A 16,423-nucleotide genomic window follows, 5' to 3' on the forward strand; every position below is an offset into this window, starting at 1 on the left:
AAATATAAATGGTCTGATAACGCATCAATGAATGCCTATCGGAATCGAATGAAATTTGAATGCTGGAACGAAAATAACGCGTGAGGTGACTATACATGTTTGATAAATTACAGGCGTTAGCCGACCGTTACGAGAAACTCAGCGAGTTGCTGTGTGACCCGGATGTAGCAAGTGACAACAAGAAGTTGCGGGAATATTCCAAAGAACAATCGGATCTGCAGCCTACCTATGAAGCATACAATGAGTACAAACAAGTGAGCCAGGATCTTGAAGCTGCGAAAGAAATGCAGGGCGAGAAACTGGACGACGAGATGCGTGAAATGGTCAAAATGGAAATTGATGAACTGAGCACTCGCCAGAAAGAACTGGACGATCTGATTCGTGTTCTCATGCTGCCAAAAGACCCGAATGATGATAAAAACGTCATCGTTGAAATTCGTGGAGCTGCTGGTGGCGATGAAGCGGCGTTGTTTGCAGCGGATCTCTATCGGATGTACACACGTTATGCCGATACGCAAGGCTGGCGCGTCGAACTGATGGACGTTAACACAAATGATTTGGGCGGCTTCAAAGAGGTTGTATTCCTCATTAATGGACGCGGCGCTTACAGCAAAATGAAATACGAAAGTGGCGCACACCGTGTGCAACGTATTCCTACAACGGAATCGGGCGGCCGGATTCATACGTCTACTTCCACAGTAGCGGTTATGCCTGAAGCCGAAGATTTCGATATTGAAATCCATGATAAAGATATCCGTGTAGATACGTTCTGTTCCAGTGGTGCCGGTGGACAATCGGTTAATACCACGAAATCGGCTGTACGGGTAACTCACGTTCCAACGGGAATTGTGGCTACTTGTCAGGATGGTAAATCCCAGAACTCGAATAAGGAAAAAGCATTGCAGGTTCTGCGTACGCGTATCTTCGATATGATGCGTCAGGAAGAAGAAGCGAAGATTTCGAGTGAACGGAAGAGCAAAGTGGGTACAGGTGACCGCAGTGAGCGGATTCGTACCTATAATTTCCCACAAAGCCGTGTTACGGATCACCGTATCGGTTTGACGATGCACAAGCTGGATCAAATCATGAATGGTGAGATTGCTGATATCGTGTCTGCGCTGACGATTGCCGAGCAGACGGATATGATGGATAGAGGAGAATAATGCTGTGACCCGCGCGCAGTTTGTCATGACGCCGGAACAGAGTTGTCGGGAAGCCTTCGTGGAGGCTTCCTCTTTTTTGGAGAAGTGCGGCGTGTACGAGCCGCACAACAATGCCCGGCTGCTGCTGGAACATGTACTCGGCCGCGAAGGGGCCGAGTACTATATGATGCAGCCGGAGCCCTTTCCCAGCGATCTTCGTAGTCGCTGGGAAGACGCCGTCACGCGCAAGGCTGCAGGTGAGCCGGCGCAGTACATTATCGGCAGCCAGGAATTCTACGGGCTGCCGTTCGAGGTCACGCCGGCCGTGCTGATCCCGCGGCCGGAGACTGAGCTGCTGGTCGAGGCTGTGCTGCGCGAAGCCGACCGCGTGTTTCCCGGCGGCGCGCCGCTCGCCGTCGACATTGGCACGGGCAGCGGCGCCATCGCAGTGACGATGGCTTCGCAGCGCCCGCGCTGGCAGGTAGGCGCCGGAGATATCTCGGCGGCTGCCCTGCAAGTGGCCGCGCGGAACGCGGCCGCGAACGGGGTACAGATCGACTTCCGTGAAGGCGATCTGCTGGCCCCGTTCGCAGGGGCACGGGTGGACATCCTGGTGTCCAACCCGCCTTACATCCCGGCGGCAGATATCGCCGGGTTGCAGCCCGAGGTGCGCGACCATGAGCCGCGCACGGCACTGGACGGCGGCCCGGATGGGCTGGGGCCGTACCGCATCATGCTGGAGCAGCTAGCGCTGCTGCCTGAACCGCCGCAGATCATCGGTTTTGAGCTGGGTCAGGGTCAGGCTGGGGACATCGCAGCTCTGCTTGAATCGGCCGGATATTGGCCGGAGATTATCGTCGTGCCAGACCTTGCAGGCATTGAACGGCATGTACTGGGTGTTCGTACTTCGGAACAGGTGACGAAAATGTAAGGTTCCACGGGTTTTCTTTTTGCCGTGAAATCCTCTACAATGAGATATACCGAAGATTGCTGAATGCTTGGAGGAACATAACTACATGCTGCATAAATTCAAAAAAATAGACTATTCGATTGTTTTTATATTGCTCATTCTGATGGTCATCAGTATCTTGTCGATCTACAGTACTACCTTCGGCAGACCGAAATGGGAAGCCTTCCCCAAAAGAGCCGTAATATTTTACATTATAGGTTTTATCGTCTTTTTCGGGATGTCCATGATCAACTACAAAGTGATTATTAAAAATTATCTATACATCTACGCGGTAGGCATGATTTTGCTTATCCTGGTCATGTTTATCGGTCAGGAGTATTACGGTGCTCAAGGATGGTTATCCATATTTGGTCTGAGCTTGCAGCCTGCGGAGTTGTTCAAACTATGTCTGATTGTCTTCCTGTCAGCGCTTCTGGCGAGGAAGAAAAACAGGCCGTTGTTTTTTGGACGAGATGTCATCCCGATTTCACTCTGTGTGCTTCCCCCGTTGCTGCTCGTCTTGCTTCAAAATGACTTGGGGAATGCACTGAGTTATGTCGTTATCCTGGTAGGGCTTCTCTGGATAGGCAATATCAAATTCACGCATGCCCTGATCGGTTTTGTCATAGCGGTGGCCGCTTTGATTGGTGGGACACAAGCCTATATTCATTACCATGATGAAATTGTAAAATTTCTGAAGGACATTGGTCGCTCTCACTGGGCAGATCGTTTCGACCCTTGGCTTGTACCGGATCAGACGTCAAGGGACGTGCTCTGGCAGACCTACAATGCCAAGTTGGCTATAGGTTCTGGAGGTATTAGTGGTAAAGGATACATGGAAGGTACCACGATTCAGTCGAATCGGGTGCCGCTGGCCTACGCGGACTCGATCTTTGTGCAGATTGGTGAAGAATTTGGTTTTGTTGGAGCATCGGTGTTGCTGCTGCTCTACTTTATCTTGATCCACAGGCTGGTGCTGATTGCACTGGAGTGTAAGGATAGGGCAGGGCCATACCTGATTGTCGGTATTATAGCGATGCTGCTCTACCAGATCTTTGTCAACATTGGTCCGTTCATTGGTCTGATGCCGCTGACAGGGATTACACTACCGTTTATCAGTTTCGGGGGAACCTCGCTTGTGCTCAACATGCTTAGTATGGGACTTGTGATGAGTATCAAAGTGCATACAGAAGAGAACGAGGATATACTTGGTTCCTCAGAACAGCCAAGTATTACGGAACTGGTATTGAAACTATTTAGACGCAAATCAACACAGCAGGAGCAATAGTTTTGATCCTAGGCCAGACTCTTTGCAAGTGAATACGATATAAGCTAACCCTGGAATCAACAGATCGGAGCAAGATGGATCTGTGGGTTTCAGGGTTTTTCGTTATTTATTTCACGGATTTCCAATTTGTCTTCCAATTCTATACAATGGTAATATTAAAGACTAATGGAAATAATTATTGGGTATTAAACCTCAGGGGGATACGTGGGAACATGCTGAGAATGCTGAAGAAGATGGACGGGGTTATTCTGTTTGTGTTGCTGCTGCTTATGGTCATGAGTGTATTTACGGTGTACAGTGCGATTCAGTCCGATCCGAAATTGGGCAATCATCATATCAAAACCTTGCTTTTTTACGGGATTGGATTCGTAGCCATCATTGGTATTGGATTAGTGAATTATAAACTGTATATCCAATATGCATTTTATATTTACGCAGTGGGGATCATTCTACTGGTTCTTGTCAACTTTATTGGCGGACCTATTAATAATGCGAATGGCTGGATAAAGATTAATGATTATCTTTCTTTTCAACCGGCAGAATTGTTTAAAATGATCTTAATTCTGTTTCTAGCTCATTTATTGGTCAAAAGAAAAAATTCTACGCTTCATTTCTGGAAAGATATCGTGCCCATTGGTTTATGGACGTTCGTTCCCTTTGCACTCGTAATGATTCAGAATGACTTGGGCAACGCCCTCGGATACATCGTGATTCTGGTTGCTGTGTTATGGATAGGGAATATCAAGTGGTCTCATGCATTAATTGCTCTTGCTATTGTGGGAATCACCTTTTTTGGATTCGTCAAAGCATATACGTCGTATCACGATGAGATTTTTACCTTCTTGGAAAAGGCGAACAGGGAGCATTGGGCCGAGCGAATTGATCCCTGGCTTGTACCGGATAAAGCAACGTCGAAAGCTTCCTGGCATACGAAAAATGCGGGTCTCGCCATAGGCTCGGGAGGCATAACAGGCAAAGGTTACATGCAGGGCACATCCGTCCAATCGGGGCGTGTACCGTACACATATTCAGATTCCATTTTTGTGGTCATTGCTGAGGAGTTTGGTTTTGTAGGTGGATCTGTTCTGCTCTTAATGTATTTTATCCTCATTCATCGTATGGTGTTAATCGCATTACAATGTAGAGATAGGGCAGGACCTGTCGTGATTGTAGGGATTATCGGCATGTTGTTATATCAGGTATTTGAAAATATTGGCGCTTTCCTCGGGCTGATGCCGCTTACGGGCATTACGTTACCGTTTATCAGCTATGGGGGCACCTCGTTGCTCATTAATATGGCTTGTATCGGGCTGGTGATGAGCATTAAATTGTATGGTCAGGAAGACGAGGACGAGCTTCTTATGGGAGAACAACGACCTACCTTGCTGGAACGTTTATGGAGTATGGTCAAAAAGGAAAAGACAACAGCGTGAACTTAAGCTTTGGTATGATTCAACTCTGCCTTGGACATCCATCTTCCCAAGGGTGTTGGAGTATGTTATGGAGCAGTAAGTGATTTGTGTGCTAGTCCGATCTTTGCCTGTGGCTGTCAGGTGAAGGTCTTTTTTTGTTTTTAAAATAGATGTGAATTTATAACTTTGGAAGAATGACAAATTTAATTTTTATTGACAAATATTTCAATTGTGTATTATCCTAATTTTAACTAGATTATATCAGTAACTTACCCGCCTACTTATACACTCTACACGTTAGACAGTGATCAATACTTTGAAAGTGGGTTATGAACCTACCCTCATCCATACACCCAGTCATGCCAATGATGAATGTAACCGTAATTCGCTGGTGTATTCTTCCCTAGATTATCAAAATATTTCAGCTATAAAAGATCCTTTGATATCCCATTGCCCTTCAGCTCAATGTACTATGATCCTTTTTGAGTTATCCTACTTTTTTCTGCGAATCTATTTATTCCATCCATGATTTTCAGCGAACCAACTTTCTTTTTCTCATAAATGAAATCGATTACATTTAATTGTAAACGCTTCCTTTGATTCTGATTTGATTGGAAAAGAGAGGGTGAAAAGGTGATGTGGATCAACAAACATAGTCTTTCAGCGGCATTAACGAGAGAAGTAGTAGGGAGTACAGGGCGTGATCCTCCTGCTAACCAAAATGTAAGGGTGCTGCTGAATTCCTAAAATTAAAACCCCAAAGGAGACTTATGTGATGAACCTAAATCGAGTTGGTACGATCCCTTCATTTGTAAAAGTGTTCATGCTCTTGTTTTTATCTTTTGCACTAACCGTTTCAACATTTGCCATCGGACCAGCGAAACAAGCTGACGCAGCTCCTCTTCCAAAGAAAATTATTGCTTATGTGGCTGGTTGGGCCAACTGGACCGCGAATGATATAAAGGCAGAACAGCTCTCTCATATCAATTACTCCTTCGCTCTCATCTCCAACGGCAAAGCAACAATTACAAATTCAGATCGTACGAAACTGCAACTGATGGTTGGATTGAAATCCAGAAACCCTGATCTGAAGGTGTTATTGTCTGTTGGCGGTTGGGGAGCTAACGGTTTTTCAGACGCTGCGCTAACGGACGCCTCACGCACAACCTTTGCTGACAGCATTGTGCAACTGGTAACCTCCAACAATTTGGATGGCGTCGATCTAGATTGGGAATATCCAACCAACCCTGCTGCTGGTACAACTGCGCGGCCACAGGATAAACAAAACTTCACACAACTGCTCTCGAAGGTGCGGGAGAAGCTGAATGCTCAAGGACAGATTAATGGCAAACAATATCTGCTGACCATTGCCGCCGGAGCGAGCAGCAGTTATCTGAACGGTGTGGAGATCAATAATATCACGCCTCTGCTCGATTGGATCAATCTAATGACTTACGATTTTCATGGAACCTGGGATGCAACCACTGGGCATCATACGAATCTGTCTGGAAGAGATATTAGTGTAACGTCTGCGGTCAATCTGTTCAGAAATAGCGGTGTTCCCGCGAACAAACTGGTCATTGGCGGAGCCTTTTATGGCCGGGCCTGGACTGGGGTTCAGAATTCGAACAATGGTTTGGACAGGCCCGGTTCAGGTGGTTTTGAACCCGACTACAACACTATTGTCAGCCAGTATTTGAATAAAAACGGATATACACGATACTGGGACAGCAGTGCCCAAGCTCCTTATCTGTTTAATGGAAATACCTTTATCTCCTATGATGACCCGCAATCGCTCAGCCTGAAGGTGCAATATGTGAAAAACAGCAATCTGGGTGGCATCATGTTCTGGGAGTACAGCAATGACCGCTCAGGTGCGCTGCTTCAGGCTGTATATTCAGAGGTTACGGGTGGGGGCACAGTGCAGCCTCCGAATCCAAGTGGGTACAACTATCTGGTTGCTCAAGCCAATCAGCAAATCGTCTCTGCCGATAATCAAGGCAATGACCAGCTTGTCGCCAATCGGACGACGGCAGGAGACTGGGAGCTTTTTGAATGGATCACGAACTCCGATGGAACGGTGTCTCTCAAGTCCAAGATCAATAATAAATATGTCACAGCAGATGTTAATCTGGGTGGTGCCCTGATCGCAAAAGCCACAACCATTCAGCAATGGGAGAAGTTCAATCGTGTAGATTTGGGTGATGGAACAATCGCATTGCAGGCTCTCGCCAATAACCTGTATGTGACCTGTGATCTGAATAACGGCGGTAAACTTGTAGCGAGCCGCAATTCGGTTGGCGGGGCTTGGGAAGCTTTCCGGGTGAATAAATAACCGAGAAGCAAGGGCATTCATGCAGCATGCTAATTGGAACAACAAGGGTAGGTTAGCGTTCGTTTTAGATTTATCAAAGAAGTGCCAGCCGACAAGCGTACCGTAGGCAGGCGCTTCTTTGATTTTCGTCAGTTTCATGAGGGAGATAATAGTCCTTTCGTTTTAAGTCTTACCCGCCTATTAAAATTTTAGTAGATTTGTAATCTAGCAGGTTTACTTCCGTCTCTTCCGGGCATACTGATAGACATGAGAGAGTTACAGGGATCATGATCACGGGAGCCGAGGGGGAGAACGGAATGAGCAGAAAAATCGTGAAACAAATTGGACTTATAATTGTATGTCTTATGATGATTATTATGATGTGGGAAGGTCAGAAAACCGATGCAGCTGTGGCGGCCACAGCGATTCCGGAACAATCCATTCGTTTGCGTATTCTCGCAAACTCGGATGCAGCGGGAGATCAGTTGGTCAAACGCGAGATTCGTGACGCCGTCGTTGCCCAAATGAATGAGTGGGTAACCGAACTGGAGAATCCGCAAAGTTTGGAAGAAGCGCGTGGAGTCATTCGTCAGCATCTATCTGAAATAGAGGATCGTGTGGGAGAAGAGCTTGCCAATCGTGGCTTAACCTATTCATATCAGGTGGAACTTGGGGTGGTTCCGTTTCCAACCAAATTATATGGCGGCACCGTATATCCTGCTGGAGATTATGAAGCAGTGCGGATAACACTGGGAAAAGGTGAAGGGCAAAACTGGTGGTGTGTGTTGTTTCCACCATTATGCTTCATAGATGCAGGAACAGGTGATGCACTGGCGAAGCCTTCAACAGCAACAGCATCAGCAGCTGCTGAGCCTGGGGACGCACAAGCATCTGTGCAGGCAGCTACACCGGAAGCACGTTTCTTCCTGTGGGATATGGCGATCAAATTATGGGATTGGGTATCGGGATTGTTTGCATAACATAATGCTAGATATAAGCTTTATCAGGGGGACTTCGATTCAGGGAAGTGCCCTTTTGTTTTATTATGGGTTCGAGTCAGAGACTATGTGATGTTAATCGCTGGTAGGATTCAGACCGCATCCTCGGGCAGAGCAGATATGTTATAATTATAGGAATCAGAAAACATAAGCGAAGAAGGCCTCGCGGAAGCGGGATGTCTTGCATTAACTACCCTACTGAAGTTTAGGAATGATGGATATATGATGAGAGAAAACGAGCAATTGCATCAGTTTTCCATGAAAGGCATGGAGAACGATGAAAGTACAGAGAAAATGGTTACAAGTATGTGGGATGTCAATGTACTGGTAACCAATGAGAACAAGGATGAGGCGGCAAAAGGGAGTGCGTATAAACAGGCTCTTGCTGACCTACAGGATGCTGCAGCCTGTCTTCGTCAAGGGCAGACCGTGGCATTCCCAACCGAGACGGTATACGGTCTGGGTGCAGATGCTCGCAGTACAGCTGCGGTGGAAGCTGTATTTGCAGCCAAGGGGCGGCCTTCAGACAATCCGCTGATTGTTCATATTGCACAGCGTGTCCAGTTGGATTCACTGGTCACGGAAGTGAATGGCACAGCGGAGGCTCTGATGGCAGCCTTCTGGCCGGGGCCGCTTACGCTTGTGCTGCCGGTTAGGCCAGGGGCGGTATCCCCGCGGGTTACCGCTGGTTTGGACACGGTGGCCGTGCGGATGCCGGATCATCCGGTGGCCTTGCAGTTGATCGCGGCGGCGGAATGCCCGGTTGCCGCGCCGAGCGCCAACCGCTCCGGGCGGCCAAGCCCGACCCTCGCTGCACATGTGAGCGAGGATCTGGCAGGCCGCATCGGCGGCATCGTGGACGGCGGCCCCACCGGGGTGGGCGTCGAGTCCACGGTGGTGCAGGTCGGTGACGACGGTACCGTCACCATCCTGCGCCCTGGCGGCATTACGGCGGAACAGCTGTCCGCCGTTGCCGCCCGTGTCGCCACGGACCCGGCGCTGCTCGCCGAGGGGCCCGGTGGCGATGACAGCCCGGCGCCGCGCTCGCCGGGCATGAAGTACACGCACTACGCGCCCACAGGTGCGCTGTGCGTGGTGGAGGGGCCGCCCTCAGCGGTGGCGGCCTGGATCAGCGCCGCCCTCGTAGAGGCGGCGCAGCGCGGGGAGCGCACCGCGGTGCTGGCGTTCGCCGAGCACGCGGAGCACTACCGCGCCGATGCCGTGTTCTCGCTGGGCGAAGCCAGCGAGCTGGAGGAAGCAGCGCGCCGGCTGTACGCCGCGCTGCGCAGCTGCGATGAGCAGGGGGCCACATATATTGTGGCTGAAGCCTGCTCGCGCGAAGGGCTGGGAGCAGCCGTCATGAACCGGCTGCTCAAGGCGGCAGGTCACCGACTCATTCAGGTCGGTAACCGATAGCCCCCTTTTTCCATCGCTATGAATACTTCCCCTTGGCACCCGCCCTCTAGCCACGACTAGCCATTCATTTTTTGAATGCCAGCCATGCAAAAAGCCTTATCAGGTCATGTTTGTGTTCTTGTCCGCATATGGTGTACAAGAACCTTTACGTGACTTGGGGGTATGGGGATGTGGGATGTGTCTGCCCATGTTGGGCAGTTGGTAACCATTTTGATTATGGCCGTCGCTCTCGGACTCGACGCGTTCTCACTCGGTATCGGGATTGGCATGAAGGGTATTCGTCTGAGAGACGTATTGCGAATCAGTACCGTAACGGCCCTGTTTCACATCATCATGCCACTCATCGGTATGTATACGGGCAAATACGTCAGTTCCCTGCTTGGTGACATTACGACGTATGCAGCTGGCGGTCTGCTGGTCCTGCTCGGTGCCCATATGATCTTGAACGCTTTCCGGGAGGGAGACACCAAACTGGTGGATCATCGATCTTTGCTCGGTGTGATACTGTTCTCACTGAGTGTCAGTGTAGATTCGTTTTCCGTTGGAGTCTCGCTCGGCATGTTCAGCAGTGACTTGGTGTTAACAGTACTGGCTTTTGGTGTCTGTGGTGGAGCGATGTCCGTTATGGGTCTGCTGTTGGGACGGCGTGTGAGCCAAAACATGGGCGATTACGGGGAAGCGGTTGGCGGAGCGATCTTGCTCGCTTTTGGACTTTTGTTTATATTTTAAAAAACGACGTTAACCATGATTACAGCCTAGTGCAGTCTTCAATATATAGTTAAGAGGTTCATTTGTTCAGATTTGGTTTCAAACATGATTCGACAACATTTGCAAAATGGGGAGGCTAACCACAATGAAACATATTTTGTTTGTATGTACAGGGAATACATGTCGCAGCCCCATGGCGGAGGGACTTTTACGTAAACTGGCGTCTGAGCGGGGCATTCAGGTGGACGTTCGTTCCGCAGGTGTAGCCGCCACAACGGGCATGCCGATTTCCCGTCATGCGGAGGCCGTATTAAGGGATCACAACGTGGAGGGACCACCTCATTCGACGCTACTTAGCTCCAACCTGGTCGGTTGGGCCGATCTGATCCTCACGTTGACACGCAGTCATAAACAGCATGTTATGCAGGTTTTTCCCGACTCTGTACACAAGACCTATACCTTGAAAGAGTATGTGGAAAATGATGAACAAGTCCTGAATGATCTTCAGGAATTGGACAGCCTGTTTGCGACATTGGAGATGAAACGTGCGCTGGGTCAGGAGATTTTGGCATCTGAACGTGAGCGGGCAATCGAGATCAGACAGCGTATTCCGAGTTTTGATATTTCGGACCCGTTTGGCGGCAGTCGCGACGATTACAACATAGCTGCGGCAGAGATTCGGACCGCGCTCGACAGACTTTTGGACAAGCTGGGTTAATTGGATTCGTTTAATCATTCCAGCTACCGGTAGATTACCATATAAAAAAACGTACACGGGATGTAAATTACCCGTTGATTTTAAACGCAGGTTGTTTTATGATGGATGGGAAAACAGGGATCCGGTGTAACTGGCGACGAAGTGGGCATAACCACGATGGAGCACCGGAACAAACGGCCGGTCGCCTGGGCAAAAGAGCAATTCTGCGTTACCCGCAGACTGCTCTTTTTTTCGTCTTTCATCTGATTATTCGCTATAATAGTACCTGAAATGCCATGCAAGTATACCAAGGGCACCAAGAGGAAGCCGGGCATGATTTTATCGGGAGGCGATAGGATGACTATTGAATTAGATTCGGAACAACCCGGATTGCATGAACAGACCGCATCCATTTTGCGTGAACTGGCGCTTGCCGGACAGCTTGGAACTGGACAGATCGTTGTGATCGGTACAAGTACAAGTGAAGTCGCAGGCAAACGGATTGGTACAAGCGGTGCGGTTGAAGTAGCGCAGCAGCTTCTTGCGGGTATACGCGAGGTGCAGCAGGAGTTTGGTTTTGATGTTGTATTCCAATGCTGTGAGCACCTGAACCGTGCACTGGTTATGGAGCGTTCACTGCTTACACGTCTTGGATTGACTGAAGTGGGTGCAGTACCTGTGCCCAAAGCAGGTGGTTCCATGGCATCCGCAGCGTATCGCTCGCTGACCGATCCATGCCTGGCTGAACATGTGCAGGCCCATGCGGGACTGGATATTGGGGAGACGATGATTGGCATGCATTTGCGGCATGTGGCAGTACCCTTCCGCACAGCACTCCGCTACATCGGTGATGCCCGTGTAACTACAGCATTGACTCGTCCGAAGTTGATTGGTGGCGAGCGTGCAGTGTATCGTATGGAAGAGCAACCAGATTCGACATTTTGTGACTAACGTATAAACCGAAACGATTGGTTACACTCCTGACTTCGATTGCATCACCATCTTACGATCGCTGTTATCCCCAGATTTTTTGAATCTCTTATATAAGGGGAAATCCGGTGATAAAGGCGAACGCTCTGCTTCTCCAGATTGGTGTTGCACTCTCCGTTTTCGTGTAAACATGATTTCGCTTTATAACTTCACTTATAACTGGAGGAATTTAATCATGGAACAATTGCGCAAGAATGACCCGGCAGTACTGGAAGCGATGAATCTTGAACTAAAACGTCAACAAAACAACATTGAGCTGATCGCGTCCGAGAACATCGTAAGCGAAGCGGTTATCGAGGCGATGGGATCTGTACTTACCAACAAGTACGCTGAAGGATATCCGGGCAAACGCTACTATGGTGGTTGTGAGCATGTTGATATCGTAGAAGATATCGCGCGTGATCGTGCCAAAGAATTGTTTGGAGCAGAACATGTGAATGTTCAACCTCACTCCGGTGCACAAGCGAACATGGCAGTATACCTTGCGGCTCTGAAACCAGGTGATACCGTTCTGGGTATGAACCTTGCGCATGGCGGACACCTCACACATGGTAGCCCGGTTAACGCTTCCGGATTGCTGTACAATTTCGTGGCATACGGTGTACAAGAAGATACATTCCTGATTGATTATGATGAAGTGCGCAAAGCGGCATTTAAACATCGCCCTCGTATGATCGTTGCAGGTGCAAGTGCATATCCGCGTACCATTGATTTTGAAAAGCTTGCTTCCATCGCTAATGATGTAGGTGCTTTGTTCATGGTGGATATGGCTCACATCGCAGGACTGGTTGCTGCAGGCTTGCATCCAAGCCCGGTTCCACATGCGCATTTCGTAACGACAACTACACACAAAACGCTGCGTGGACCTCGTGGTGGTATGATTCTGTGCCGCAAAGCTTGGGCAGCAGCGATTGATAAAGCGGTATTCCCGGGTTCCCAAGGTGGACCTCTGATGCACGTGATTGCTTCCAAAGCGGTAGCATTTGGTGAAGCATTGCAACCTTCGTTCAAAACGTATGCACAAAACGTGGTAAAAAATGCACAAGTATTGGCTGAAACACTGATTGCTGAAGGATTGAACATCGTATCCGGCGGTACAGACAACCACTTGATGCTGATCGACACACGCAGCGTGAATATCACAGGTAAAGAAGCCGAGCATGTACTTGATTCCATCGGCATTACCGTGAACAAAAATGCAATTCCGTTTGATCCAACTAGCCCGTTTGTAACGAGCGGTATCCGTATCGGTACACCTGCTGCTACTTCGCGTGGTATGAACGAAGAAGCAATGGTAGCTATTGGTAAAATCATTGCCAAAACATTGAAAAACCCTAAAGATGCAGCTAAATTGGACGAAGCCCGTGCTGAAGTAACGGCACTTACGGACCAATTCCCACTGTACACTGACCTTAAATACTAAAAAAAACTTGCTCATGGTGTTTGTATTTGAGATGTTCTTATGTAAACACTTAGACGGAGCAGACAGAATGAAGACGTAGCGTTCGCCTTTATCCCCGGATTTCCCCCTTATTAAAGGGGTCCAAAAAAATCCGGGGATAACAGCGATCGAAGGGTCATTCTGTTTGCGGAGCATCATTGTGTTTACATGCATTTCATCATCTCAACTGACATAACAGCGAGAGCAAAAAGGACCGGAAGACTCATTTTTCCGGTCCTATTTTTATAGGATTCGGTTTTCTGTAATGATTGAGTGCCCTTTGATGGTGTAATTCGGTGTAGGTGATGATATAATATACAGGATTTATCGGGGCCTATGAATGATGATTAGGCATATTTGGTAATGCTGAACATGAAGAACATACCGGAGGGACAAATTAGATGGGAAAATTAGTAATATGTGATCACCCTTTGATTCAACACAAACTGACGTTTATACGCGACATGCGTACGAATACGAAAGATTTTCGTGAATTGGTGGATGAAGTGGCAACACTGATGGCTTATGAGATTACAAGAGATGTTGAGCTGGAGACTATTGATGTACAGACACCAGTAGCTGAAACACAAGGAAAAGTCATTTCTGGACGTATGCTTGGGCTGGTTCCGATTTTGCGTGCAGGCCTTGGAATGCTGGATGGTGTTGTTAAATTGCTGCCAGCGGCAAAAGTTGGACATGTAGGTTTGTTCCGTGACCCGGAAACCCTGCAACCTGTTGAGTACTACACCAAGCTGCCTACGGACGTTACAGAGCGTCAGTTGATTGTCATCGACCCGATGCTGGCAACTGGCGGTTCTGCCATTGCTGCTATTGACGTGCTCAAAAAACGCGGCTGCACGCAAATCAAAATGATGAACCTGGTGGCAGCTCCTGAAGGAGTGAAAGCTGTTCAGGATGCGCATCCGGATGTAGACATCTACGTTGCTGCACTGGACGACCGTCTGGATGATCACGGCTATATTGTTCCCGGACTGGGAGATGCAGGAGACCGTCTATACGGCACTAAATAAGCATATCGCATGCTTTGTAAGAGGTTCCGAACTTATAGAAAAGGGGCTTTGCTTCAATGTCCAAGAAAATTAAAGTCATGACGATATTCGGGGTGCGCCCGGAAGCCATCAAGATGGCTCCGCTTATTTTGGAACTGCAGAAACATCCCGAATCTATTGAATCGATCGTTTGCGTTACTGCACAGCATCGTCAGATGCTGGATCAGGTTCTTGAAGTATTCAATATTCATCCAGACTACGATCTGGATGTGATGAAAGATCGCCAGACGCTGAATGAAATTACAATTCGTGTGCTGGGAGGCCTGGAGCCGGTTTTGCGTGAAGCAAAACCGGATATCGTGTTAGTTCACGGTGATACGCTGACAACGTTTGTAGCCAGCTATGCTGCGTTCCTGCAGCAGATCCAGGTGGGTCATGTGGAAGCAGGTCTTCGCACATGGAACAAGCTCTCACCATACCCGGAAGAAATGAATCGCCAGTTAACCGGAGTGCTTGCTGACTTGCATTTTGCGCCTACGGACTGGTCGTCTTCCAATCTTGCCAAAGAAAATAAATCGGAGTCTAGTACGTATGTCACAGGCAACACGGTAACAGATGTGTTTCAATATACAGTACGGCAGGATTACACACATCCGGTACTAGATTGGGCACAGGGCAAGCGCCTTGTGCTGATGACAGCTCACCGCCGTGAATCCCAAGGCGAGCCTCACCGTAACATTTTCCAGGCCGTCAAACGGATTGCCGACGAGTTTGAGGATATTGCCATCGTGTATCCGGTGCATCTAAGTCCTGCTGTGAAGGAGCCGGCTCACGCGATTTTGGGGAATCACCCCCGTATTCAACTTATTGATCCACTAGACGTGGTGGATTTGCATAACTTTTACCCGCATACTCACTTGATTTTGACAGATTCAGGTGGTTTGCAGGAAGAAGCGCCTTCGTTTGGTGTACCGGTTCTCGTTCTTCGGGATACAACGGAGCGTCCGGAAGGAATTGAGGCTGGAACACTGGAGCTGGTGGGTACCGAAGAGGAACGTGTGTATGAGCGGACCAAAGCTCTGCTTACAGACGAAACACTGTATGCAAGCATGAGTCAGGCTGCCAATCCGTATGGTGATGGACATGCTTCGGAAAGAATTGTCAATGCGATTTTGCATCATTTTGGTGTGAATAGTGAACGTCCGGAATCATTTCACAGAAAATTCAAAAAATAATTCATTTTTTCTGATGGATTAATAAAGGGTACAGCATACAGTTAAACTGTACGGTTTACGCGGGTTTATGGGCTCTGATGGCCTGTAATCCCGTCGTTTTCCCCTTTAAAACGCTAAAATCATTCAATTGACAAAGGCTCTCATCATTCAGTAAAATTAACTGGGATTGCAAGGGTGGCGTGGAAAATGGCCGATTCGAACAAACCAAATTCATCCCGTAACCATGATGATAATGTGTGGAAAGCAATGGGGCTCGTGACAGCTTTTGGAATCGAGATTGCCATTCTCGCTGTTGCCGGATATTACGTTGGCTCCTGGTTGGACAAGACCATCGGGGGTAGCGGAATATGGATCGCCGTAAGCGTTCTCTTTTTTTTGGCAGCAGGCGGCGTAAGCATCTACTTTATCGCGAAAAAATTCATGGGGGAAAGTGATGAGTGAACTAACCAGATACCGCAGAATGATGACTGTTTTCATCATGTACTTTCTTATGATTTGTTTTCTCGCAGCGGCCTTTATGCCACGTGTGGAGACAATTGCTTTGGGACTGGCCCTGGGTACAGGAATTAGCTGGATCAATGCATTTTACCTGGGCTTCAAAGTAAGGAAAATGTCTGATGATGCGGCAGAAGGTAACTTGAAGCGTGTGAACCTGGGATTTTTGACAAGAGCGGCACTCGCAGTGCTCGGTATCTTCATATCGATGCGCTTTCCGCAGTACTTCAATACATATGCGGTTGCAGGCGGTCTGGTCATTGCACAATTTTCCTTACTGATTATAGGGATCGTCTATTCCCGCAGAGCAGAATGATGTTAGGTGCTG

The 16,423-nt window shown here is 48.4% G+C and carries 15 protein-coding genes and 1 riboswitch; all 15 genes read left to right on the plus strand.

Translation table 11 applies throughout. The annotated features are described in order from the left end of the window. Positions 1-95: 95 nt before the first annotated feature. The 15 genes from prfA (at position 96) to CS562_RS17770 (ending at position 16,411) form a co-directional block, all read left to right on the plus strand. Positions 96-1,163: a peptide chain release factor 1 gene (prfA, locus tag CS562_RS17700; RefSeq protein WP_063566965.1), complete on the plus strand. Its 1,068-nt coding sequence runs from the start codon at positions 96-98 to the stop codon at positions 1,161-1,163. A gap of 25 nt (positions 1,164-1,188) precedes the next feature. Beyond that, complete coding sequence (prmC, locus tag CS562_RS17705) at positions 1,189-2,073, plus strand: peptide chain release factor N(5)-glutamine methyltransferase (protein ID WP_099857707.1); 885 nt, start codon at positions 1,189-1,191, stop codon at positions 2,071-2,073. 85 nt (positions 2,074-2,158) lie between these two features. Beyond that, positions 2,159-3,379, plus strand: a complete 1,221-nt coding sequence (locus CS562_RS17710) for an FtsW/RodA/SpoVE family cell cycle protein (RefSeq protein ID WP_076287580.1) — start codon at positions 2,159-2,161, stop codon at positions 3,377-3,379. Positions 3,380-3,591: 212 nt separating this feature from the next. After that, positions 3,592-4,812 carry an FtsW/RodA/SpoVE family cell cycle protein gene (locus CS562_RS17715; RefSeq protein WP_099857617.1) on the plus strand — a complete coding sequence of 407 codons (1,221 nt, stop codon included), beginning with the start codon at positions 3,592-3,594 and terminating at the stop codon, positions 4,810-4,812. A gap of 754 nt (positions 4,813-5,566) precedes the next feature. Beyond that, positions 5,567-7,126 carry a glycosyl hydrolase family 18 protein gene (locus CS562_RS17720; RefSeq protein WP_257219529.1) on the plus strand — a complete coding sequence of 520 codons (1,560 nt, stop codon included), beginning with the start codon at positions 5,567-5,569 and terminating at the stop codon, positions 7,124-7,126. Between the two features lie 296 nt (positions 7,127-7,422). Beyond that, a complete protein-coding gene (spoIIR, locus tag CS562_RS17725) occupies positions 7,423-8,085 on the plus strand; it encodes a stage II sporulation protein R (RefSeq protein WP_099857619.1) in 663 nt (220 codons plus the stop codon). Between the two features lie 324 nt (positions 8,086-8,409). After that, complete coding sequence (locus tag CS562_RS17730) at positions 8,410-9,519, plus strand: L-threonylcarbamoyladenylate synthase (RefSeq protein WP_373561749.1); 1,110 nt, start codon at positions 8,410-8,412, stop codon at positions 9,517-9,519. 168 nt (positions 9,520-9,687) lie between these two features. Then, on the plus strand, positions 9,688-10,248 hold the full coding sequence (locus tag CS562_RS17735; RefSeq protein ID WP_076287585.1) for a manganese efflux pump MntP: 561 nt from the start codon (positions 9,688-9,690) through the stop codon (positions 10,246-10,248). Positions 10,249-10,372: 124 nt separating this feature from the next. Further along, positions 10,373-10,945, plus strand: a complete 573-nt coding sequence (locus tag CS562_RS17740) for a low molecular weight protein arginine phosphatase (RefSeq protein WP_076287586.1) — start codon at positions 10,373-10,375, stop codon at positions 10,943-10,945. Positions 10,946-11,061: 116 nt separating this feature from the next. After that, positions 11,062-11,143, plus strand: a riboswitch (ZMP/ZTP riboswitch). 138 nt (positions 11,144-11,281) lie between these two features. Next, on the plus strand, positions 11,282-11,875 hold the full coding sequence (locus CS562_RS17745; RefSeq protein ID WP_099857623.1) for a TIGR01440 family protein: 594 nt from the start codon (positions 11,282-11,284) through the stop codon (positions 11,873-11,875). Positions 11,876-12,089: 214 nt separating this feature from the next. Continuing rightward, complete coding sequence (locus tag CS562_RS17750) at positions 12,090-13,337, plus strand: serine hydroxymethyltransferase (RefSeq protein WP_175381407.1); 1,248 nt, start codon at positions 12,090-12,092, stop codon at positions 13,335-13,337. 419 nt (positions 13,338-13,756) lie between these two features. Continuing rightward, positions 13,757-14,386: a uracil phosphoribosyltransferase gene (gene upp / locus CS562_RS17755; RefSeq protein ID WP_053782842.1), complete on the plus strand. Its 630-nt coding sequence runs from the start codon at positions 13,757-13,759 to the stop codon at positions 14,384-14,386. 56 nt (positions 14,387-14,442) lie between these two features. Further along, positions 14,443-15,600 (plus strand): non-hydrolyzing UDP-N-acetylglucosamine 2-epimerase, encoded by a 1,158-nt coding sequence (gene wecB, locus CS562_RS17760; RefSeq protein ID WP_076287588.1) that lies wholly within the window; start codon positions 14,443-14,445, stop codon positions 15,598-15,600. 186 nt (positions 15,601-15,786) lie between these two features. After that, entirely contained in the window at positions 15,787-16,041 is a 255-nt protein-coding gene (locus CS562_RS17765; RefSeq protein ID WP_076287589.1) for an AtpZ/AtpI family protein, read from the plus strand. Further along, positions 16,034-16,411 carry an ATP synthase subunit I gene (locus CS562_RS17770; RefSeq protein ID WP_076287590.1) on the plus strand — a complete coding sequence of 126 codons (378 nt, stop codon included), beginning with the start codon at positions 16,034-16,036 and terminating at the stop codon, positions 16,409-16,411. The genes CS562_RS17765 and CS562_RS17770 overlap by 8 nt, the downstream gene beginning before the upstream one ends. The last annotated feature ends 12 nt before the right edge of the window (positions 16,412-16,423 follow it).

Source organism: Paenibacillus sp. LK1, assembly GCF_002750415.1.
In the GTDB taxonomy this organism is placed as follows: Bacteria; Bacillota; Bacilli; order Paenibacillales; family Paenibacillaceae; genus Paenibacillus; species Paenibacillus taichungensis.

What these genes read in the sequence shown, in the direction of transcription:
- CS562_RS17750 (WP_175381407.1), top strand. Translation starts at nt 12,090, where the DNA reads ATGGAACAATTGCGCAAGAATGACCCGGCAGTACTGGAAGCGATGAAT.
- CS562_RS17740 (WP_076287586.1), top strand. Translation starts at nt 10,373, where the DNA reads ATGAAACATATTTTGTTTGTATGTACAGGGAATACATGTCGCAGCCCC.
- upp (WP_053782842.1), top strand. Translation starts at nt 13,757, where the DNA reads ATGGGAAAATTAGTAATATGTGATCACCCTTTGATTCAACACAAACTG.
- wecB (WP_076287588.1), top strand. Translation starts at nt 14,443, where the DNA reads ATGTCCAAGAAAATTAAAGTCATGACGATATTCGGGGTGCGCCCGGAA.
- CS562_RS17715 (WP_099857617.1), top strand. Translation starts at nt 3,592, where the DNA reads ATGCTGAGAATGCTGAAGAAGATGGACGGGGTTATTCTGTTTGTGTTG.
- CS562_RS17720 (WP_257219529.1), top strand. Translation starts at nt 5,567, where the DNA reads ATGAACCTAAATCGAGTTGGTACGATCCCTTCATTTGTAAAAGTGTTC.
- spoIIR (WP_099857619.1), top strand. Translation starts at nt 7,423, where the DNA reads ATGAGCAGAAAAATCGTGAAACAAATTGGACTTATAATTGTATGTCTT.
- CS562_RS17745 (WP_099857623.1), top strand. Translation starts at nt 11,282, where the DNA reads ATGACTATTGAATTAGATTCGGAACAACCCGGATTGCATGAACAGACC.
- CS562_RS17735 (WP_076287585.1), top strand. Translation starts at nt 9,688, where the DNA reads ATGTGGGATGTGTCTGCCCATGTTGGGCAGTTGGTAACCATTTTGATT.
- CS562_RS17770 (WP_076287590.1), top strand. Translation starts at nt 16,034, where the DNA reads ATGAGTGAACTAACCAGATACCGCAGAATGATGACTGTTTTCATCATG.
- prmC (WP_099857707.1), top strand. Translation starts at nt 1,189, where the DNA reads ATGACGCCGGAACAGAGTTGTCGGGAAGCCTTCGTGGAGGCTTCCTCT.
- CS562_RS17710 (WP_076287580.1), top strand. Translation starts at nt 2,159, where the DNA reads ATGCTGCATAAATTCAAAAAAATAGACTATTCGATTGTTTTTATATTG.
- prfA (WP_063566965.1), top strand. Translation starts at nt 96, where the DNA reads ATGTTTGATAAATTACAGGCGTTAGCCGACCGTTACGAGAAACTCAGC.
- CS562_RS17730 (WP_373561749.1), top strand. Translation starts at nt 8,410, where the DNA reads ATGTGGGATGTCAATGTACTGGTAACCAATGAGAACAAGGATGAGGCG.
- CS562_RS17765 (WP_076287589.1), top strand. Translation starts at nt 15,787, where the DNA reads ATGGCCGATTCGAACAAACCAAATTCATCCCGTAACCATGATGATAAT.